25 protein-coding genes and 1 pseudogene are annotated in these 20,408 nt (G+C 60.1%); 17 read left to right on the top strand and 9 right to left on the bottom strand.

All coding sequences use genetic code 11. The features are described from left to right. The first annotated feature begins 1 nt into the window (after position 1). The gene (locus ASG19_RS11490; RefSeq protein ID WP_244476146.1) at positions 2-415 is read left to right on the top strand and encodes an NUDIX domain-containing protein; all 414 of its coding nucleotides are present in this window, start codon (positions 2-4) and stop codon (positions 413-415) included. Positions 416-639: 224 nt separating this feature from the next. On the opposite strand, the gene ASG19_RS11485 is transcribed toward ASG19_RS11490, so the two are convergent. From ASG19_RS11485 to ASG19_RS11470, 4 genes are read right to left on the bottom strand one after another with little or no spacing between them, the layout of a single operon-like run. After that, positions 640-966, bottom strand: coding sequence for a TfoX/Sxy family protein (locus ASG19_RS11485; RefSeq protein WP_062456693.1), 327 nt, complete (start codon positions 964-966; stop codon positions 640-642). A 2-nt stretch (positions 967-968) separates the two neighbouring features. Further along, the gene (locus ASG19_RS11480) at positions 969-2,612 is read right to left on the bottom strand and encodes a molybdopterin-binding/glycosyltransferase family 2 protein (RefSeq protein WP_062456690.1); all 1,644 of its coding nucleotides are present in this window, start codon (positions 2,610-2,612) and stop codon (positions 969-971) included. A 3-nt stretch (positions 2,613-2,615) separates the two neighbouring features. Further along, positions 2,616-3,311, bottom strand: a complete 696-nt coding sequence (locus tag ASG19_RS11475) for an XdhC family protein (RefSeq protein ID WP_062456687.1) — start codon at positions 3,309-3,311, stop codon at positions 2,616-2,618. Then, positions 3,308-3,637, bottom strand: a complete 330-nt coding sequence (locus ASG19_RS11470) for an XdhC family protein (protein ID WP_062456684.1) — start codon at positions 3,635-3,637, stop codon at positions 3,308-3,310. Before ASG19_RS11470 ends, ASG19_RS11475 begins: the two co-directional genes overlap by 4 nt. A 182-nt stretch (positions 3,638-3,819) precedes the next feature. Between ASG19_RS11470 and ASG19_RS11465 the strand changes: the two genes are divergently transcribed. The 16 genes from ASG19_RS11465 to ASG19_RS11390 all read left to right on the top strand — a co-directional run bounded on the left by ASG19_RS11465 (position 3,820) and on the right by ASG19_RS11390 (position 16,981). Next, entirely contained in the window at positions 3,820-4,896 is a 1,077-nt protein-coding gene (locus ASG19_RS11465; protein ID WP_156466483.1) for a branched-chain amino acid ABC transporter substrate-binding protein, read from the top strand. Between the two features lie 70 nt (positions 4,897-4,966). After that, positions 4,967-5,641 carry a ribulose-phosphate 3-epimerase gene (gene rpe / locus ASG19_RS11460; RefSeq protein WP_062456681.1) on the top strand — a complete coding sequence of 225 codons (675 nt, stop codon included), beginning with the start codon at positions 4,967-4,969 and terminating at the stop codon, positions 5,639-5,641. Between the two features lie 102 nt (positions 5,642-5,743). After that, positions 5,744-7,051 carry an adenylosuccinate lyase gene (purB, locus tag ASG19_RS11455; RefSeq protein ID WP_062456678.1) on the top strand — a complete coding sequence of 436 codons (1,308 nt, stop codon included), beginning with the start codon at positions 5,744-5,746 and terminating at the stop codon, positions 7,049-7,051. 45 nt (positions 7,052-7,096) lie between these two features. Further along, entirely contained in the window at positions 7,097-7,651 is a 555-nt protein-coding gene (locus ASG19_RS11450; protein WP_062456675.1) for an alpha/beta hydrolase, read from the top strand. A 236-nt stretch (positions 7,652-7,887) separates the two neighbouring features. Further along, positions 7,888-8,652: a phosphoribosylaminoimidazolesuccinocarboxamide synthase gene (gene purC / locus ASG19_RS11445; RefSeq protein ID WP_062456672.1), complete on the top strand. Its 765-nt coding sequence runs from the start codon at positions 7,888-7,890 to the stop codon at positions 8,650-8,652. Between the two features lie 15 nt (positions 8,653-8,667). After that, positions 8,668-8,910 carry a phosphoribosylformylglycinamidine synthase subunit PurS gene (gene purS / locus ASG19_RS11440; RefSeq protein WP_062456669.1) on the top strand — a complete coding sequence of 81 codons (243 nt, stop codon included), beginning with the start codon at positions 8,668-8,670 and terminating at the stop codon, positions 8,908-8,910. Positions 8,911-8,927: 17 nt separating this feature from the next. Then, the gene (locus ASG19_RS11435; protein ID WP_062456667.1) at positions 8,928-9,185 is read left to right on the top strand and encodes a hypothetical protein; all 258 of its coding nucleotides are present in this window, start codon (positions 8,928-8,930) and stop codon (positions 9,183-9,185) included. Beyond that, on the top strand, positions 9,182-9,856 hold the full coding sequence (purQ, locus tag ASG19_RS11430) for a phosphoribosylformylglycinamidine synthase subunit PurQ (RefSeq protein WP_062456665.1): 675 nt from the start codon (positions 9,182-9,184) through the stop codon (positions 9,854-9,856). The genes ASG19_RS11435 and purQ overlap by 4 nt, the downstream gene beginning before the upstream one ends. A gap of 50 nt (positions 9,857-9,906) precedes the next feature. Next, the gene (locus ASG19_RS11425) at positions 9,907-10,305 is read left to right on the top strand and encodes a hypothetical protein (protein WP_174196610.1); all 399 of its coding nucleotides are present in this window, start codon (positions 9,907-9,909) and stop codon (positions 10,303-10,305) included. A 104-nt stretch (positions 10,306-10,409) separates the two neighbouring features. After that, on the top strand, positions 10,410-10,973 hold the full coding sequence (locus tag ASG19_RS11420) for an acyloxyacyl hydrolase (protein WP_244476145.1): 564 nt from the start codon (positions 10,410-10,412) through the stop codon (positions 10,971-10,973). Positions 10,974-11,075: 102 nt separating this feature from the next. Next, the gene (gene purL / locus ASG19_RS11415) at positions 11,076-13,283 is read left to right on the top strand and encodes a phosphoribosylformylglycinamidine synthase subunit PurL (RefSeq protein ID WP_062456661.1); all 2,208 of its coding nucleotides are present in this window, start codon (positions 11,076-11,078) and stop codon (positions 13,281-13,283) included. A 150-nt stretch (positions 13,284-13,433) separates the two neighbouring features. Then, on the top strand, positions 13,434-13,670 hold the full coding sequence (locus ASG19_RS11410; RefSeq protein ID WP_062458029.1) for a BolA family transcriptional regulator: 237 nt from the start codon (positions 13,434-13,436) through the stop codon (positions 13,668-13,670). A 16-nt stretch (positions 13,671-13,686) separates the two neighbouring features. After that, the gene (locus ASG19_RS11405; protein WP_062456658.1) at positions 13,687-13,950 is read left to right on the top strand and encodes a hypothetical protein; all 264 of its coding nucleotides are present in this window, start codon (positions 13,687-13,689) and stop codon (positions 13,948-13,950) included. A 151-nt stretch (positions 13,951-14,101) separates the two neighbouring features. Beyond that, positions 14,102-14,434, top strand: coding sequence for a Grx4 family monothiol glutaredoxin (grxD, locus tag ASG19_RS11400; RefSeq protein WP_062456655.1), 333 nt, complete (start codon positions 14,102-14,104; stop codon positions 14,432-14,434). Between the two features lie 118 nt (positions 14,435-14,552). Next, positions 14,553-15,758, top strand: coding sequence for a multidrug effflux MFS transporter (locus ASG19_RS11395; RefSeq protein ID WP_062456653.1), 1,206 nt, complete (start codon positions 14,553-14,555; stop codon positions 15,756-15,758). Positions 15,759-16,036: 278 nt separating this feature from the next. Beyond that, entirely contained in the window at positions 16,037-16,981 is a 945-nt protein-coding gene (locus tag ASG19_RS11390; protein WP_062456651.1) for an aromatic alcohol reductase, read from the top strand. Between the two features lie 147 nt (positions 16,982-17,128). Here the strand turns inward: ASG19_RS11390 and ASG19_RS11385 are convergent, their stop codons facing one another. From ASG19_RS11385 to ttcA, 5 genes and pseudogenes are all read right to left on the bottom strand, one after another. Next, positions 17,129-17,554 carry a helix-turn-helix domain-containing protein gene (locus tag ASG19_RS11385; RefSeq protein ID WP_062456648.1) on the bottom strand — a complete coding sequence of 142 codons (426 nt, stop codon included), beginning with the start codon at positions 17,552-17,554 and terminating at the stop codon, positions 17,129-17,131. Between the two features lie 298 nt (positions 17,555-17,852). Continuing rightward, positions 17,853-18,338 carry an SRPBCC domain-containing protein gene (locus tag ASG19_RS11380; RefSeq protein ID WP_062456645.1) on the bottom strand — a complete coding sequence of 162 codons (486 nt, stop codon included), beginning with the start codon at positions 18,336-18,338 and terminating at the stop codon, positions 17,853-17,855. Beyond that, positions 18,322-18,536 (bottom strand): annotated as a pseudogene (locus ASG19_RS24675) (ArsR family transcriptional regulator); the annotation flags it as partial. The gene ASG19_RS11380 and the pseudogene ASG19_RS24675, both read right to left, overlap by 17 nt. Before the next feature lie 96 nt (positions 18,537-18,632). After that, a complete protein-coding gene (locus ASG19_RS11375; protein ID WP_062456642.1) occupies positions 18,633-19,457 on the bottom strand; it encodes an inositol monophosphatase in 825 nt (274 codons plus the stop codon). Between the two features lie 40 nt (positions 19,458-19,497). Beyond that, positions 19,498-20,364: a tRNA 2-thiocytidine(32) synthetase TtcA gene (ttcA, locus tag ASG19_RS11370; RefSeq protein WP_062456640.1), complete on the bottom strand. Its 867-nt coding sequence runs from the start codon at positions 20,362-20,364 to the stop codon at positions 19,498-19,500. Positions 20,365-20,408 lie beyond the last annotated feature (44 nt).

Below are 20,408 nucleotides of genomic sequence, written 5' to 3'. Positions count from 1 at the left end.
CTTGAGACCCGGCATAGACTTTCCCGGCGTCGGCGCCGGGTTGGTCATTTTACGCGACGATGGGAGGGTTCTCCTCTGCCGTCGCCTGAAGGCGCCGGAAGCCGGTTGCTGGAACATCGTCGGCGGCAAGGTCGATAAGATGGAGCCGTCCGCGGATGCGGCACGTCGTGAGGCCGAGGAAGAAACCGGCCTGTCGATCGGCAAAGTTGAGTTTCTCTGCACGACTGAACAGATCCTCCCGGAAGACGCACAACACTGGATCTCCATGATCTACGTCACACGCGATTTCTCCGGCGAGCCACGCTTGACCGAACCGGACAAGCTTTCGGATCTGGGATGGTTTGACCCTACCGATCCGCCAATGCCACTCTCGGTCTTCTCGATCCGCGCATTTGAACATCTTTCCAAAATCTGAACACACAACTTCCAGCCCGCGGCGGACGTTGATAAAACAGCAACGCAAAAAGCCGTCCCGGTTTCCCGGAACGGCTGCCCGTGATGAAAACAGCGTTGTATTTTACGTCAGATGGAAACGCACCGACTGCTCGGTAAGCCTGCATCTCCCATTACGATGCCTATTTTAGCGCGAAACCTATTGCCTATTCAATACGCGAAATCTTGCCGTGCCAAAAATATAGGTTACTTGTCGATTTCACTCCGGATTGCGGCCTCGTAGGCCAGTCTTGTCCACTTTGACATGAGGTCGGGGTCCTCGAACGCATCTCCCGGTACCGTCCAGTAAGGCATCATCACGGACTTGCCCTTCTTGCCTTCGTAGCTCCACTGCCTCGCGCCTGCAGAAGCGAACTCAGGCGCGCTCACGGCATCGGCTTTCAGCATCAGTTCGTCGCGCAGCTCGATCGCGACGATGAGGCCCTGATGGTAGATGCCCTTGCCGCCGAACATCCGACGGATGCTGACGGGCCCGAGACCTTCGAACATCTCTTCGATCGCAATATTATCCATCGTTACGTCCTCAGAACGCCACCTGCAGCAATGACGGCTTCGGGCGTATCCACATCAAGATGGGCTGCCGGACCGATATCGACATCGATCACCGGAAGACCGGAGGTTTCGATAATCGCCCTTGCGCCGACATCGCCCTGCAGGTTCCGTACAGCATCATAGGTGGCGCGCGGCAGAATAACCGGATTGCCGCGCTTGCCGTTGGAGACTGCGCGCACGATCGCCTCGCCACCGGCGTCCCCAAAGGCACCGAGCAAGGCATCGATATGGCTGACGGTCACGCCCGGCATATCTGCCAGCATGACGAGGACCCCATCTGCTGCCGCGACATCGGGCCTCGTGAAGCCGGCAATCAGAGAACTCGCCATCCCCGCTTCATGGGAGGGGTTGTCTTGGAGACGGACCGCGAGCGATGAAAGCTCGGCCGCAATATCCTGCTGTCGGTGACCGGTGACAACGACCACGGGTGTGGCCTTCGAGGCCAACAGCATCTCGGCGGAGCGGCGCACGAGCGGCACACCGTCAAACTCAGCAAGCAGCTTGTGAAGGCCACTTTCTCCCATGCGCCTGGCCTGACCGGCGGCCAACAGGACAGCCGCAACCGAAAGCGAGACATCGTCCTTGCTCTCGCTGCGGTCCCGCGGCGCAGGCCTTGTCGGGATCTCCATCAAAAGTCCTCCCACACCCAGTGCGGCAATATCGTCCGATGTCGGTCTTTCACCGGCAAGCAGCCGGTGGAGCATCCAGTCAAAACCGTTTTCCTTCGGAGACCGTGCACAACCGGGGGCTCCCAGTACCGTGACACCACCAATATGGCCGTAAACAAGAAGATTGCCGGGATCGACCGGCATGCCGACGCGGATCACCTCACCGCCACCGGCTCGGATCGCAGCCGGAATGACGTCCTCTTCATCGGCAACGGCGGACGCACCAAACACGATCACCAGCGAAGGCTCGCGACAGTTCCCGAGATCAAGCGCCTGCAGTGCGCCGGTCAGGGCGTCATGCGTATGCGGAATACGGATTTCGCGCACCAGTGTGCTGCCCGAAAGTGCAAGCCGCTGCTCGATGAGCTTCGCCGTTCGGTCCATCACCGACGTCTTCAGCGTCGGAAGCTCCGTTGCAATCAACGTGACAGCATGAGCCTCGAACGGTTTGACCTCAAACGGTGTAGAAGCCCCAAGCAGCGCCACAGCCTTCCCGAGACAATCGCCATCGACAGCGAGCGGAATGATCTTGAACGTTGCGACCATGTCGCCTGCCTTGACCGATACGCGATCCTTGAGACAGGCAAGCGTGATCGACGGGTCCACGCCGTTGAGCGCGTTGACGACGTGCGTGTTGGCGACGAACAGACCGGCCGTTGCCGCATAAACGTTGACACGTCCCGTTGCTGGCTCCGAAAACGTGAGGTGATCAGGTGCGATTGCCGCAGCCAGCATTCCCGCCGCATTGTCTTCAAGAACGTCTCCCGCATCTAGCCGCACGCCTATGACGGAAGCGATACCCTCTTCGCGAAGACGCTCGATGTCATCAGGCGCTAGCCGGTGACCCTTGTGCAGTCGTCCGCGCTGACCTTCAAACCGGATTGAATGGGCGAGCACGATGTTTTCGGCCTCACGCAACGGGAAGCTGGCGTATTTCATCCCCTAACCCTGCGTAAGGAGGTCGCGCCGGCGCAACGACCTGACGATGTCGGCAAGTGTGGCAAGCGCAATCTCGGCCGGGTTCGCAGCACCGATGTCGAGACCGATCGGCGCTGAAATCCGGGCAATCTCCGCCTCGGAATGTCCCATATCCTTCAGTCGATCAGCGCGCTTCGCATGAGTCTTGCGGCTACCGAGCGCGCCGACATAAAAACAGCCCGCCTTCAGCGCCTGTGACAAGGGAAAATCATCGATCTTCGGATCATGCGTCAGGGCCGCGACAGCCGTATAGCTATCGAACGGTCGCTCTCTCAGCACGTCTTCGGGCCACTCCGCGATGACATCGACATCACCAAACCGTTCTTCGGTGGCAAAGGCTGTCCGAGGATCGATGATCGTGAGGTCGTAGCCCGCCACCGGCGCCAGACGGGCGAGCGCCTGGCTGATATGAACAGCGCCAATCACAACGATCCTTGGCGGCGGCAGATAGACATTGATAAACAGAATGCGGTTGTCGATTTCGACGCTCGTGGCCTTGCCGCTGCGCATCGCGTCCGCGATGCCGGCACCAAGCGGACCCTCCGGAACCGTTTCCTCGGAAACAAGAGAAATTTCGCCCGACGCAAGGTCGGTTATTGTCGCCGAGGCGCGTCTTTCCTGACGGGCGCCGTTGAGACGAGCCAGATCATCGAACTTCATCGGCCGAGCCTTTCCACATAGACGCGGATCTTGCCGCCGCAGGAAAGCCCGACCTGCCACGCCGTCTCATCGGCAACGCCGAATTCCAGCATCTTCGGCGTGCCTGACGAAATCACCTCGATCGCCTCGGTAATCACCGCACCCTCGACGCAGCCACCCGAAACGGAGCCGACGAAATTTCCCTCGCCATCGATCGCAAGATGGCTTCCGATCGGACGTGGTGCAGATCCCCAGGTCTCGACGACGGTTGCGATCGCCACATCGCGGCCGCTTTCGGCCCAATTCTGGGCGGTGACGAGTGGATCAAGACTGGATGTGACGGTCATCGGTGCCTTTCAGACGGCAATTTTCGAAACACGCATCGGCGCGTTGTGACGATATGGAAGCCTTACCCGCGCTTTTCCACGTCTGCGCGCAGTTTTTATCGTCGTGACGCGATTCTCTTTGACCGGTCGGATGGGAAAGCTAAATGTGCTGGAACGCAAGCCGCAATGAGTTAAGGGAAGGCATGGACATTCGCACTTTGATATCAGCCGGCCTGTTTGCCTCATTCCTCGCTGCTCCGTCTGCATCGGCTGCGATCATCGGCGTGGTCGCACCGAAATCGGGTCCATACGCCCTCCTCGGAGCCCAGATCTACCAAGGCGCCCGTGCGGCCGCTGAGGCCAATGGCGATACGCTGGTGGAGCTGGACGAGAGCTGTGACGAGAATGGCGGGCTCGCGGTATCGAAGTCTCTGACGGATGCAAAGGCCAGCGCGGCCATCGGCTTCCTCTGCGTGGAAACGCTGACGACAGCGCTGCCCGCTCTGAAGGCCGCCACTATTCCAGCCGTTTCGGTCTCGGTGCGGTCGAAGATCCTGATGGAGGATGCACTTCGCAACGACTGGCCGTTTTTCCGTCTGGCACCAACCGAAACCGCCGAAGCGGATGCTGTTGCATCTGCCATCCTATCCCGCTGGAAGGCCGAGCCGATCGCATTCATCGACGACGGCACGATCTATGGCCGCGAGCTCTCAAGCGCCGTTCGCCAGAAGCTGGAACCGTCAGGCATCCGCCCCGCGTTCACCGACGTGTTCAGGCCAGGCCAGGAGCAACAGATCGCTCTCGTCCGCCGCCTGTCAAAGGCCGGCGCGACCCATGTCTTTATCGGTGGCGACCGCAACGATACCGCCATCATCGTTCGCGACGCTGCAGCCGAACGTGTTCCCCTGACAGTCATGGGCGGAGATGCGCTGCGTGCCGCAAACCGTCCTGTTGGCCTTGCCAACGGCGTGCTCGCGGCAGCCCTTCCGGATTACGCGGTGGCGCCTGAAGCTTCCACCGCCGTCACGCAACTTCGCGCAGGCAATGTCGAGCCGGAAGGCTACGTTCTGCCCGCTTATGCGGCAACGGAACTTGTTCACCGGGCGGTGACCGAGACGTCCAATGGTCGTTCCCTGACCGACACTCTTGCGGCAGGCTCCTTCACGACCGCGATCGGTCCTGTCGCCTTCGGCCCGGACCACGAATTAAAGCAGAACCCGTTCCGTCTGGTGGAGTGGCAAGGTACGGACTTTGTGGAGATAGGGCCCGCCACCGACTGATGGTCTGGCCAGGCGATTGTTCCTGTCGCCACGGGATGATAAAGCCTCCCTCAAACCGGAGACCCATCCCATGACCCTGCCGATCCGCATCGCCCCGTCCATCCTTGCCGCCGATTTTGCCAAGCTTGGCCAGGAAGTCATCGACGTTGTGCAGGCCGGCGCCGACTGGGTGCATCTTGACGTCATGGATGGTCATTTCGTCCCGAACATTTCGTTCGGACCAGATGTCATCAAGTCGCTGCGACCGCATACGGATGCGTTCTTCGACTGCCATCTGATGATTGCACCGGCCGACCCCTTTCTTGAGGCCTTCGCCAAGGCTGGCTGCGACAGCATTACCGTCCACGCTGAATCGGGCCCTCACCTGCATCGCTCCCTGCAGACAATCCGCAGCCTCGGCAAGAAGGTAGGCGTGACACTCAACCCGGCAACGTCGCTGTCGGCGCTCGAAAACGTGCTCGATGACGTCGATCTGATCCTCATCATGAGCGTCAATCCAGGCTTTGGCGGCCAGAAATTCGTCCCCGCCATGCTCGACAAGATCCGTGCGACGAAGTCCCTGATCGGTGACCGCCCGATCGAGATCGAAGTCGACGGCGGCATCACCGCAGACACGATCGGCGCTGCGAGCGCTGCCGGCGCCAACGTCTTCGTTGCCGGCTCCGCCATCTACAAGGGTGACGGCATCGACGCCTATCGCCGCAATATCGAAGCACTGAGAACAGCGGCAAGCAGCGCGCGCTAACCATCCGGCGCCCTCTTCCCTGCAAACAAACCCGAAGTTATTGAGCTTTGGCCCGCTTGTTGCTACAGGCTGGGCAACACTTGACAGGAAAGCCGCACGCTCATGATCCCTCGCTATTCCCGGCCCGAGATGGTCGCCATCTGGTCGCCAGAGACGAAGTTCCGCATCTGGTTCGAAATCGAGGCGCATGCCTGCGACGCGCTTGCCGCCATCGGCGTGATCCCGAAGTCGGCGGCCGAGACGATCTGGGAAAAAGGCGGCAGCGCAACATTCGATGTCGCGCGCATCGACGAGATCGAAGCCGTCACCAAGCATGACGTCATCGCCTTCCTCACCCACCTTGCCGAATTCGTCGGCCCCGACAGCCGGTTCATCCACCAGGGCATGACATCCTCGGACGTCCTCGACACCTGTTTCAACATCCAGCTCGTGCGAGCGACCGACATCCTTATCGCCGGCATCGATCGCGTTCTTGAAGCCCTCAAGACCCGCGCCTTCGAGCACAAGGATACGGTCCGCATCGGCCGCAGCCACGGCATCCATGCCGAACCGACGACGATGGGCCTAACCTTTGCGCGCTTCTATGCGGAAATGTATCGCAACAAGACCCGTCTGCTCGAAGCCCGCGAAGAAGTTGCCACCTGCGCGATCTCAGGCGCCGTCGGTACGTTCGCCAACATCGATCCCCGCGTCGAGGAGCATGTCGCAGCAGCGCTCGGCCTGAAGGCAGAACCGGTTTCCACGCAGGTCATCCCGCGCGACCGTCATGCGATGTATTTCGCGGTCCTCGGCGTTATCGCTTCGTCGATCGAAAACGTCGCGATCGAAATTCGCCACATGCAGCGCACGGAAGTTCTGGAAGCGGAAGAATTCTTCTCGCCCGGCCAGAAGGGCTCGTCGGCCATGCCGCACAAGCGCAATCCGGTTCTCACCGAAAACCTGACCGGTCTTGCTCGCCTCGTGCGCATGTCGGTGGTTCCGGCGATGGAAAACGTTGCTCTATGGCACGAGCGTGACATCAGTCACTCGAGCGTCGAACGCGCCATCGGCCCGGATACGACCGTCACCCTCGACTTCGCCCTCAACCGTCTCGCCGGCGTCATCGAAAAGCTGGTGATCTACCCAGAGAACATGTTGAAGAACATGAACAAGTTCAAGGGTCTGGTCATGAGCCAGCGCGTCCTTCTGGCGCTTACGCAGGCAGGCACGTCGCGCGAGGATGCGTATCGCCTCGTTCAGCGCAACGCCATGAAGGTCTGGGAGGAAGGCAAGGACTTCCTCGAAGAGCTGCTGGCCGATCAGGAAGTCCGGGCCGCCCTTTCCGAGGAAGAGATCCGTGAGAAGTTCGACCTCGGCTACCACACCAAGCATGTCGACACGATCTTTACCCGGGTCTTTGGCGAAGCCTGATACCAGCAACTTGATATTGAAATCACACAAACACAGATAAGCGGCATGAAAGCATCCGAAGCCGATATCCTCATCATCCCGGGTTACACCAATTCCGGCCCAGGCCACTGGCAAACGCGGTGGGAGTCTAAACTCGCCACCGCCCGCCGGGTCGAGCAATCGGAATGGGCAAAGCCGGTCAAAGACGACTGGGTCCAGCGGCTCGCGGACGAAGTGAATGCTTCGACGCGACCCGTTGTGCTCGTCGCGCACTCGCTTGGCGTGGCAACAGCCATCCACGCGATTCCTCTTTTCAAGAAGAAGGTCGCCGGCGCGTTTCTGGTTGCACCGCCCGAGGTGGCCAATCCGAAGATCAGACCCAAGCACCTGATGACGTTCGGACCCTACCCGCGCGATCCACTGCCGTTTCCGACCTTGACCGTCGCCAGCCGCAACGATCCTTTCGGCTCCTACGATCACGGCGACGATATCGCCGCGTCCTGGGGATCGGTACTGGTCGATGCGGGCGAGTCCGGGCATATCAACGAAGAATCAGGGCATGGTCCATGGCCGGAGGGTACGATGGTGTTTGCCCAGTTCCTCGGCAAACTGAAGCCCTGACCTTGGCGGTCACGCCGGAATCATGACGCATTTTTCCTGCTAGGCTGGAGCGCTGTCGCGGTACACGACTGAGTCGTCTGCGGCCTATGCGGTAGAGGGAGCCGGCATAGCTTTTTTCATCGGGATGAAAACCGGACGGAAGGCCCCCGCATTGTGAAATGCGATCTTTTCCGATATGGACCCCACAAACACGATCCATTGCGCCTGCCCCGGGTGCCAACAACGAGAAAACAATCATGAACCGTCGCCGCCGTATTTACGAAGGCAAGGCAAAGATCCTTTACGAAGGCCCGGAGCCAGGCACGCTGATCCAGTTCTTCAAGGACGATGCCACAGCCTTCAACAAGAAGAAGCACGGTGTGATCGACGGCAAGGGCGTTCTGAACAACCGCATTTCGGAATATCTCTTCACACACCTGAACAAGATCGGCATTCCCACGCATTTCATTCGTCGGCTGAACATGCGCGAGCAGCTGATCAAGGAAGTGGAGATGATCCCGCTCGAGATCGTCGTGCGCAACGTCGCCGCCGGCTCGCTGTCGGAACGTCTGGGCATCGAGGAAGGCACCGTTCTTCCCCGCTCGATCATCGAATTCTACTACAAGTCCGATCAGCTTGCCGATCCGATGGTGTCCGAAGAGCACATCACCGCCTTCGGTTGGGCAAACCCGGCCGAGCTCGATGATGTCATGGCGCTCGCCATCCGCGTCAACGACTTCCTGTCCGGCCTTTTCCTCGGTGTCGGCATCCAGCTCGTCGATTTCAAGATCGAATGCGGCCGCCTTTTCGAAGGCGACATGATGCGCATCATCCTGGCTGACGAGATCTCGCCCGACAGCTGCCGTCTCTGGGATATTGAGACGAAGGAAAAGATGGACAAGGATCGGTTCCGCCGCGATCTCGGCGGTCTGGTCGAAGCCTATTCCGAGGTGGCGCGCCGTCTCGGCATCATCAACGAAAACGAGCCGCTCCGCGGGACCGGCCCGGTTCTTGTCAAGTAATTCGGGGGATATTCAGTGATCAAGGCACGCGTGACCGTTACGCTCAAGAACGGCGTTCTAGACCCGCAGGGCAAGGCCATCGAAGGCGCGCTCGGAAGCTTGGGCTTCGAAGGCGTCGGCCATGTTCGTCAGGGCAAGGTGTTCGACCTTTCCCTTGAGGGCACCGATAAGGTAAAAGCCGAAGCAGACCTGAAGTCGATGTGCGAAAAGCTTCTGGCTAACACGGTAATCGAGAACTATACTATCGCAATCGACTAACGGTTGCGGGGTGTGTCATGGCCGACGTCACGAATGAACTCATGTACGAACTGATGAAGCGCGTGCAAGCAGACATATCTGACATCAAAATCGGCCAACGGGATCTGAAGGCAGAAGTGAATGCCATGCGTGGTGCGATGATATCGCTCCATCAGGACATGCATAATATCCACACGGCACTGGCGCGCCACGACCTGCGTCTCGACCGTATCGAAACCCGCCTCGAGCTGCGCGAGCTGTCTGAGGCACAGGCAAGGTTTGAACCGCACCCATGAAGTCCGCCGTCGTCCAGCTTCCCGGCCTCAATCGCGACCGCGACATGATCGCCGCCCTCACCAAGATCTCCGGCCAGGCGCCCGTCACCATCTGGCAGACGGAAACCGAGATCCCTGATGATATCGACCTGATCGTCATTCCGGGCGGGTTCTCCTACGGCGACTATCTGCGCTGTGGCGCAATTGCTGCCCGCATGCCGGTCATGCAGGCCATCAAGCAGAAGGCCGAACAGGGCGTGAAGGTCATGGGCGTCTGCAATGGCTTCCAGATCCTGGTCGAAGCGGGCATGCTGCCGGGTGCACTGATGCGCAATACGTCGCTGAAGTTCGTGTGCAAGGACGTGAAGCTCGAAGTGGTGAATGCCGAAACGGACTTTACCCGCGCCTATGGCAAGGGCCAGATCATCCGCTGCCCGGTCGCCCACCATGACGGCAACTACTTTGTCGACGCAGACACGCTCGCTTCCATGGAAGACAAGGGCCAGGTCGTGTTCCGCTATGCGGAAGGCACCAACCCCAACGGTTCGTTAAGCGATATCGCTGGCGTCATCAACGCGCGCGGCAACGTTCTCGGCATGATGCCGCACCCGGAAAACCTGATCGAAGCCGCGCATGGCGGCAGTGACGGTCGCGGCCTTTTTGCCTCGGCGCTCGACGTGATCGCTGCCTGACCTGTCTCAGGTCTCCGTAGCAGACAATACCATAACCCTCCGGGAACGACATGCAGATCTCTTACCGTACTATGACTGCCATTTCTCTTGTCGCTCTCGGGACCGCGCTCGCGTCCTGCCAGTCGAAACCACCCGTCAAAGCGGTCAGCAACGCATCGGCGCTCGACGTGATGGAAAAGGTTGCCGTTGGCGCCAATCGCTGCTGGTTCCGGTCGGGCGACCCGGCCTTCAAGTCCTACGCGTTCGCGCCGGAACTGACGTCCTTCTCCGGTCGTCCACGCTTTCTTCTGACACGCAAGGGCTCGTCCGATATCCGTCCGCTTCTCGTGGTGCAGGCGGAGGGCAGACCTGCCAAGCTTTCCACCTTCGGCCCGCTGATGAGCGAGCCTGTGTCGGGCCGCGTCAACGCCGATGTGCAACGCTGGGCCGCTGGCAACACCAACTGCTGATCTCGACCGTCAGAAGCCTTCTGTCGATAGCGTAAGCTCCGTACGAGTTTCGCAGACCACTCTCTCCTCAAACGGCAACATAATGCCGATTCGAGGAGAGTAGTTTGCCGCCGATTTCCCTGACACTGCCGGCGCGGATCGCCCTCGCTGCACCCTTGGCATTCCTGTCCATGGTCGCGACACCGATCGTTGCTGCCGAACAACTGTTCGACGACGCGCGTTTTGGAGTCCTCACCTCCCTGGACAGCGGTCGCAAGGAAAACGGCGTCTTCCTGACGGGAATGCTCCTCACCGATCCGTTCGGTCGTGAACAGGCGACGGGCGTTGAGAAGGCCCTGCGGCCACGCCTTCACGTCGGCGGCGAACTCAGCACCACGGGCGAAACGAGCCAGGTCTATGCAGGCTTCTCGTGGACAGTGCCGGTCACGCGCAATGTCTTCGTGGAAGCAGGCTTCGGCGGCGCGCTGCATGACGGCAGCCTGGACAGCGGCGACGACCCCCAGCTTGGCTGCCGCGCACTCTTCCACGAATATGTCGCCGCAGGCGTCAAACTTCTCGGAAACTGGCAGCTCTTGGCGCAGGCGGGCCATTCGTCTCACGCCAATCTCTGCGACGGACCAAACGATGGTCTGACCCGCGCGGGTCTGACGGTAGGTTACCGGTTCTGATCTCGGCTTTTGCCTGTGGCGCGCCGGCATTTTCTTGTCGCGCCTCGTCAAGACATAGGCTAAAGAGCGGCGCATATCTCGCTCCGCAACATAGAGAAGATCATGACCATTCCGAACAGCTTCCCGATCACGCCAGAACTCGTCGCATCCCACGGCCTTAAGCCCGACGAATATCAGCGGATCCTGGATCTGATCGGCCGCGAGCCGACCTATACCGAACTCGGTATCTTCTCGGCCATGTGGAACGAGCACTGCTCCTACAAGTCATCCAAGCGCTGGCTGCGCACGCTGCCCACCAAGGGCCCGCGCGTCATCCAGGGCCCTGGCGAGAACGCCGGCGTGGTCGACATCGATGATGGCGATGTCGTTGTCTTCAAGATGGAGAGCCACAATCATCCGTCCTATATCGAGCCCTACCAGGGTGCGGCGACGGGCGTCGGCGGCATCCTGCGCGACGTCTTCACCATGGGTGCACGGCCGATTGCGGCCATAAACGCCCTGCGTTTCGGCGCTCCTGACCACGCGAAGACAAAACACCTCGTCTCCGGCGTCGTTGCCGGCGTCGGCGGTTACGGCAACTCGTTCGGCGTGCCCACGGTCGGAGGCGAAGTCGAGTTTGACGAACGCTACAATGGCAACATTCTGGTCAACGCCTTCGCAGCCGGTCTTGCTAAGTCCGACGGCATCTTCCTGTCGGAAGCCAAGGGCGTCGGTCTGCCTGTCGTCTATCTCGGCGCGAAGACCGGCCGCGACGGTGTCGGTGGCGCCACGATGGCATCGGCCGAATTCGACGCCGATATCGAGGAAAAGCGCCCGACCGTTCAGGTCGGCGACCCCTTTACCGAAAAGTGCCTGCTGGAAGCCTGCCTCGAACTGATGAAGACCGGCGCCGTCATCGCCATTCAGGATATGGGTGCCGCCGGCCTCACCTGCTCGGCCGTCGAAATGGGCGCCAAGGGCGGCCTCGGCATCGAGCTGCAGCTCGATCAGGTCCCGGTCCGCGAAGAGCGCATGACGGCTTATGAAATGATGCTCTCGGAAAGCCAGGAGCGGATGCTCATGGTGCTGGAGCCTTCGAAGGAAGAAGTCGCCAAGGCGATCTTCGTCAAATGGGGCCTTGATTTCGCAATCGTCGGCAAGACCACGGACGACCTGCGTTTCCGCGTCATCCATCAGGGCGAGGAAGTCGCCAACCTGCCGATCAAGGAACTGGGTGACGAAGCGCCGGAATACGACCGTCCCTGGATCCAGCACAACCCGCGCCCTGACCTGGCAGCGGCAGACGTTGCAGCACCGACGGATTACAACGATGCCATTTTGAAGCTGGTCGGCTCTGCCAACCAGTCCAGCCGTCGCTGGGTCTGGGAACAGTATGACACCCTGATCCAGGGCAATTCGCTGCAGCGCCCCGGCGGCGATGCCGGCGTCGTGCGCATCGAGACCCATCCCACCAAGGCGCTGGCCTTCTCGTCCGATGTCACGCCGCGTTATGTCGAGGCAGACCCGTATGAAGGCGGCAAGCAGGCGGTTGCCGAATGCTGGCGCAACATCGTCGCAACCGGCGCCGAGCCGCTCGCCGCGACCGACAACCTCAATTTCGGCAACCCGGAAAAGCCTGAGATCATGGGTCAGCTCGTCGGCACCATCAAGGGAATCGGCGAAGCCTGCCTGGCACTCGATTTCCCGATCGTCTCCGGCAACGTATCGCTCTACAACGAGACCAACGGCGTCGCCATCCTGCCGACCCCGACGATCGCAGGCGTTGGCCTTCTCCCCGACTGGCAGAAGATGGCAAGGATCGGCTCGGCTGGCGACGGCGACGTGCTGATCATGATCGGTACCGATGGCAGCCATCTCGGCTCCTCGATCTACCTGCGCGACATCCTCGGCTCGACAGAAGGCCCAGCACCCACCGTCGATCTTTCCGCCGAACGCCGCAACGGTGACTTCGTCCGCTCGGCAATCCGCAACGGCCACGTCAGCGCCTGCCATGACATCTCCTCCGGTGGCCTGGGTCTGGCTCTCGTCGAAATGGCGATGGCGTCCGAAAAGGGCATGACCGTCAGCCTGTCGGAACAGCGCGGACCGGCGCACGGGCTTCTGTTCGGGGAAGATCAGGCACGTTACGTGATCGCCGTTCCCGCCGACATCGCCAATTTCCTGCAGGCCAATGCCGAAGGTGCCGCCGTTCCCTTCCGCCGCCTCGGCAAGGTCGCCGGCGAACGCGTCGTCATCGATGACATCGTCGACATCACTGTCGAGGATCTCACCATCGCTCACGAAAGCTGGTTCCCCTCGTTCATGGCATGAGGCACGGGTCGGGCGACGTCGATCGATCCAAATCCTCTAGCAATCTGGATTTGAGGTTGTTACCTCTTTGACCGGAGGACGGCTTTCAGGCAGTCTTTCGGTCAAAGCATGCCGCGATATGAGTCTGCGGCCGAAGAAGAGGAAGACACCATGCCCATGCGCCCCGGCGATATCGAAGACATGATCAAGGCCGGAATTCCCGGCGCCAAGGTCACGATCCGCGATCTGGCGGGTGACGGTGACCACTACGCTGCCGAGGTCGTCGCGGACGCGTTCCGCGGCAAGAGCCGCGTCCAGCAGCACCAGATGGTCTACGAAGCGCTGAAGGGCAATATGGGCGGCGTTCTGCACGCCCTGGCGCTTCAGACCTCCGCTCCATCAGAGTAACGGAGCTTCGGGTGCGATGTCCGACCTGATCAAGCAGATCGTTACCAGCGTTGTCGACGATGTCGTAAAGCAGCTTCTGGGCAAGTCGCACGGCCGCACGCCTTCCAAGCGCAAAAAGCGTCAGACCCGCACCGCTGCATCGGCAGGCACAAGGTCCGCGACCACCGGCAGGTTTACCGCGAAGAAGCCGGGCACGCGATCGAAAGTCGTAAAGCCCGCCAAAAGGCAGACGAGCCGCCGGCGGAGCGCGACCAGTCGCAGCAAGCAACGCAGCCGGTAACCCTCTGCGCGAGGACATCGGGTCCGTTGCCCCAGGGCAAAAACAGTTTGACAGTTCAAGCGGAATTGCGCTGGAATTAGTAAGGTCACCTTGCTATTTAAGGGGCAAGACACCGCAGCGGTCCTTGAAACCGCGTGTGAAAGGAAAGATCATGAGCGGCATTCACGACTTCATCGCAAACGAAATCAAGACGAACGATGTCGTTCTCTTTCTCAAGGGCACGCCCCAGTTCCCGCAATGCGGCTTCTCCGGCCAGGTCGTCCAGATCCTCGATTACCTCGGGCTCGACTACAAGGGCGTGAATGTTCTTGCCGACGCGGAAATCCGCCAGGGCATCAAGGACTACTCCAACTGGCCGACGATTCCTCAGCTCTACATCAAGGGCGAATTTGTTGGCGGATGCGATATCGTCCGCGAAATGTTCCAGTCCGGCGAGCTCAAAACCCATATCGAGGAACAGGGCATTACCGTCCGCGCAGCCTGATCCGGCTTGATATACTCTCTAAAATTTTGAAGGCGCCGCTCCCACGGCGCCTTTCCCATTCTTTAGGAAATCCCCCGTGACAAATCCTTCACATCCCGTTGTCCCAAAGCTGCAAGGCATGGGAAGGGCACAATTCATTGCCATGATGGCCGCTCTGATGGCACTCAACGCCCTCGCCATCGATATCATGCTTCCCGGACTACAGCAGATCGGCGCAGCACTCGGCGTCGAGAACGAGAACCATCGACAGTATGTCGTCTCGGCCTATCTGTTCGGCTTCGGCATCGCCCAGCTCTTCTATGGCCCGATCTCCGACCGTTTCGGTCGACGCACGCCGCTTCTGATCGGTCTCGGCATCTACATCGTCTCCGCGATCGCCGTCGTTTTCGTCCCCTCGTTTGCGGGCCTGCTCATCCTGCGCTTTATCCAGGGCATCGGCTCGGCTGCGACCCGCGTCATCTCCGTCTCGATCGTCCGCGACGTCTTCGGCGGTCGCGCCATGGCGGAAGTCATGTCTCTCATCATGATGGTGTTCATGATCGTACCGATCATCGCGCCCGGAACGGGACAGCTCGTGCTGCTCTTTGGTGACTGGCACCTGATCTTCGTCTTCATCGCCGTCGTCGCAATCATTGTCACGATCTGGGTTGCCCGCAAGCTGCCCGAAACGCTGGATCAGGCCGATGTCCGCCCGTTCACGGTAAAGTCCATCGTCGCCGGCTTCCTGATCGTTCTCACCAACCGCATGGCGCTCTGCTACACGCTTGCGAGCACGTTCATCTTCGGCGCCCTGTTCGGCTTCATCAACTCGGCCCAGCAGGTCTATGTCGGCATCTACCAGCTCGGCGTCTGGTTTCCGGTGGCGTTTGCTGCGGTCGCTCTGTTCATGTCGATCTCGGCCTTCCTCAACTCCCGCTGGGTCGGCCGGCTCGGCATGCGCAAGCTGTCGCACGCCGCCATCATCGGCTTCGTCGTGGTCACCTTCCTGTGGCTAAGCGTACAGCTGCTGTCATCCGAACCGATGCCCTTCCTGCTGTTCCTGGCCTTCTTCGCCATGGCCATGTTCCTGTTCGGCCTGATCGCCTCGAATTTCAATTCGCTGGCAATGGAGCCCCTCGGCCACGTGGCGGGCACCGCGTCCTCGGTCCTCGGCTTCATGGGCACGGTCGGCGGCGCAATCATCGGCGCATCCATCGGCCAGGCCTTCGACGGCACGGCAACCCCGATGGTGGCGGGCTTCTTTACCGTCTCGGTCATCGGCCTGATCTTCGTGCTGATCGGCGAAAAGGGAAAGCTCTTCCGGCCCCATAACCACAAGGCCTGACGGTCCATCACGTCAGCGCGAAAAAAGGCCGGAGCGATCCGGCCTTTTTCGTATCCGCTTTGTCTCGAAGGGGTCGGTTCCGGTAGAGAGCGAAATGACACTCTAACGGAGAGAGTCAGCTTTCGGCCCGAAGCGGACAGACGGTATGTGCGGAAGGGTAATACAACGGGATTATCGTCCTTCTATTTTTTGCTGCAGTATCATCCGTGTACCTTCTTTCCTTCGTCGTTCCGCCTTGCCAAGTAGCGGTGACGTAGCGTTTTGAAGGATTGAAATCGATGAACCAGACAGTTTCCAATGTGAAGTCACGAAACATTCTCGTGCTCGGGGCCGGGGAACTCGGCATGCCCGTCCTTCGCAATCTGGCCCGTCGCGCCAAGGGCATTGAAGACGCAAAGATAAGCGTTCTGCTTCGCGCCAGTGCCATCAAATCAGACTCGATCGCCAAACAGCGCGACGTCGCCGAGATCCGCGAATTGGATATCGAGATCGTCACAGGTGATCTGGTCAATAGCTCGATCGATGAACTCGCATCTCTGTTTTCACAGTACGATACCGTGATTGGCTGCGCTGGCTACGCGGCTGGGATTAATACACCGATGAAGTTGGCCGAGGCGGCGTTGCAGTCCGGTATTCCGCGCTATTTCCCCTGGCAGTTTGGTGTCGATTTCGAGGCAATTGGTCGAGGCGGTCCGCAGGACATCTTCGACGCTCAACTCGATGTGCGCGAACTCCTTCGCTCCCAGAGCAAGACGGACTGGGTCATCATCTCCACCGGCATGTTCATGAGTTATCTTTTCGAACCGGAATTCGGCGTCGTTGATCTGGAAAAGAACGCAGTCAACGCTCTTGGCAGCTCCGATACCGCTGTCACGCTGACGACGCCCGACGACATCGGCGTGCTCACCGCTGAAATCGTCTTCTACGAGCCGACCATCAGCAACGAGATCGTCTTCCTGGCGGGCGACACCGTCACCTATGGCGAGCTTGCCGACAAGCTGGAGGCGGGTTTGAACCGGCGCTTCAACCGGTCCGTATGGACTGTGCCCGTCCTGATGGAAGAACTGGCAAATGACCCCCAAAACATGATGCGCAAGTACCGGGCAGCCTTTGGTATCGGGCGAGGAATGGCATGGGACAAGGCAGGCACATTCAACGGGCGCGAAGGCATCAAGGTGACGGATGTGTCCAATTGGATCAACGCGAACCTGAGCGGCAAGTGACATAGCCTCTGAGACGCAGATCGACGGACGATAACAAACGGGAAGCGCGGTATAGCCGCGCTCACAATGAGAGTTGATCCGCAGCAATCATTACGCGGTCGAACACCGTGCCGCCGGCATCAGCGGAGCGGCGGCATGTCTCGATTGTTAAAACGTCTGCCAGGAGGGCTTTTCTGGCGGACGGGCATCAAAATCCTCGCGTGACGTTCGAAACTGCTCGGAATTCTCCACGACCCACGTCCACAACGGGATCATGCGAATGAGAAGACCCATTCCCAGTTCTGTCAGTTCGTATTCCACCCGAGGCGGCACCTCAACGAGATCGTGACGCGTAACGAGACCATCTCTTTCGAGTTGGCGTAGCGTGCGCGTGAGCATCCGCTGCGTTACACCGTGCATTCGTTTTCCGATGTCTGCGTGCCGAAGCCTGCCATAGACGCCGAGCGTGTGTATGACGCCGAGCGACCACCGGCTTCCCGCATGGGTGAGAACCTCGCGTCTCACCCCATCGTCGTCCTCACGAAGACCATCGCAAACCGCTTGGGAATAGCTAAGAATTTCTTCTCTGGTCATTGCTCTTGCCTCCGGTATTGCTGCCTGTCGTATTACCAGCCTTCCAAGGGCATTTCACCTGTCTCCCCGACGTGTAGGAACGTTCATAAAAGTCGGCAGGGAGATCCGCGTCGTTGGTGTCACCGATGGCCGAGGACATCAGCTGTTGGCGCAAAGCTGTCGAAGACGCCTTTCGGTCCGTTGCGGACATAAAACGGCGCCGCGGGAATGGTCTGCTTTGCCTTCACCACCCGCGAAAAAGCTCGGGGGTGTAGCGCGCTTAAGGCATACGGTGCCCCGATGCGTTTCCGCAACAGCGCTACTCAGCTTTGCTGGTCAGCAATTCGTCGAGCTGGTCCAACTGCTCGGGCAATGCGACCGCCGAGCCCTGCAGGGCCTCCTCAAGCACCTCCTTGGACGGATAGACCTCGTGGAAACGCAACAGCGTCATGGCGCCCTGGTCCTCGAGGCTCACGGTCGTGACCGCGCCCTCTTCGCCCTCGTCGTTGGTCCAGACAATGCGCTCGTTCGGTACGACCTCGAGATACTTGCCATAAAAGGCCATGGTATCGGAATCGCCGCCAGCACCGAATTCCAGCCGATACTTGCCGCCGGTACGCACGTCCATGTCGCACGATACAAGCGATAGGCCGGGGACCGATTTTGGCACCCACCAAGCCTGGAACATCTCGGGCTCACTCCACGCCCTGAAAACGGCGCTCGCCGGCGCATTGAATGTGCGCGTGAAGGCCAATTCGCGATCGCCCCTGCGCTCCAATGATGTCACGTCAACTTGCTGATTCATCGGTTACCTCCCGTTGCATGGTACTGATGAGTTCATTCAATGCTTCGAAGCGTGCCTCGAGAAGCTTTCGGTGCGCCTCTATGCACTCGGCCTCCGCCTCAAGTCCGTGCTTCTCAAGCCTGCAGATTCTCACCCGTCCGATCTACTCGGTGACAACGAGCCCGCTCGTTCGAGAACCTGGATATGCTTCCGCATGCCGCCTTCCGGCACCAGAATACACGAGGGTTCAACGAGGACAACGGAGTTGGCTTACGGTGTCGTTTCGCCCTCTACTGGGACCGACCCCTTGAAGGCTCAGTCGCCGATGAGTTCCCGGCGCAGCATCTGCCAGCTGTCCTTGCAGGTCGCGACCAGCAGCCCGCCATCCACGTGGTTCGGCAGGTACTCGGATCCGTCGAAGCGCGCCGCATAACCGCCGGCCTCAGTGGCAATCAGGGTGCCCGCCAGATGATCCCAAGGCATGAGCTTGTTGTAGAGAAGGTATTGCACGTGCCCGCCGGCAAAGGTGCGATACTCGTGCGCGGCACATCGATAGTTGGCAAAGAAACGCACCTTCGCCAGGTTGGCCAGCAGCCGCTCTCTTTCCTCGCCGAAGAAATACCCGGGTGACGCCATTCCGACCATGTCGCCGATCGGTGTCGCTTCCGCGACCGCAAGGCGCACCGCGTCGCCGTCAGGACGGCGCAGGAAGGCGCCTGCGCACTTTTCCGCCATCACCCAGTCGTCACCCATCGGATCGTAGATGATGCCGGCCACCGTTTCGCCTTTCCAGACGACAGAGGCCATGACACCGAAGGCAGGAATGCCGGAGGCGAAGTTGAACGTGCCATCGACAGGATCGACGACGATCGCGAAATCCGAACCTGCGAGCTTGCCAAGCAGCGACGGATCGGCGGCCACCGATTCTTCGCCAACAAACAGAGCATCAGGCGCCAGCGCTTCAAGCTCGCGGCGGATCAGACGCTCGGCAGCCTCGTCCGCTTCGGTCACAAGATCCGACGGCTCGCTTTTGGAACGCACGTCGCCGCTTCCAAGCCGCCGGAACCGCGGCAGGATCTCTTCCTTCGCCGCAAGGCGCAGGATGTCGGCAAGCTTGGCTATATCGAGCGGCATGGTCATTGTATGAGATCCTGCAGTGGTGGGAGCAGCTTGTTGGGGATCAGGCGTCGGGGTTGGCGCTGAGGCCGGAGAAGTCGAACAGTTTCGGATCAAGCAGGTGCGACGGGTTCACATGCGCCAGCGCCCGCAGCATCGTGTCCTTGCGGCCCGGCATGCGTGTCTCGATATCGGCAAGCATGGCCTTCATCGCATTGCGCTGCAGCCCGTCCTGCGAGCCACAGAGGTCGCACGGGATGATCGGGAATTCCATGGCAGCAGAAAACTTCGCCAGATCGTCCTCGGCGCAATAGGCGAGCGGCCGCAGCACCATCACGTCGCCTTCGTCGTTCAGAAGCTTCGCCGGCATCCCGGCAAGCCGTCCACCGTGAAAGAAGTTCATGAAGAAGGTTTCGAGAATATCCTCCCGGTGGTGCCCGAGAACCAGCGCATCGCAGCCCTCTTCGCGGGCAACCCGATAAAGATTGCCGCGCCGAAGCCGTGAACAGAGCGCGCAGTACGTTCCGCCAGCCGGCACCTTTTCCTTCACGATCGAATAGGTATCGCGATACTCGATCCGGTGCTTGACGCCGATGGAGGTGAGATAATCCGGCAGGATGTGCTTGGGAAAATTCGGCTGTCCCTGATCGAGATTGCAGGCGAGCAGCTCGACCGGAAGCAGGCCTCGCCATTGCAGATCGAGGAGGATGGCCAGCAGCGAATAGCTGTCCTTGCCGCCGGACAAGCCGACCAGCCAGCGTTTCTGATCCTTCAGCATGCCGAAATCGTCGAACGCCTGGCGAACCTGCCGCAACAGCCGCTTGCGCAACTTGTTGAACGAGACCGAACTCGGTGCATCCCGAAACAGGGACGGCACGAGGCCATCCACGACCTCGTCGATCTCGTCTGGTACGCTCACGTTCAATCCCATGTCCAAACCTCATGTGAAACGGGCGGCCAGTGGCCGCCCGATCA

Origin of the sequence: Rhizobium sp. Leaf306 (assembly GCF_001423425.1) — a bacterium.
GTDB classification, from domain to species: Bacteria; Pseudomonadota; Alphaproteobacteria; order Rhizobiales; family Rhizobiaceae; genus Neorhizobium; species Neorhizobium soli.
Note: the sequence above shows the minus strand (reverse complement) of the source record. Positions and strands in the feature narration are given on the sequence as shown.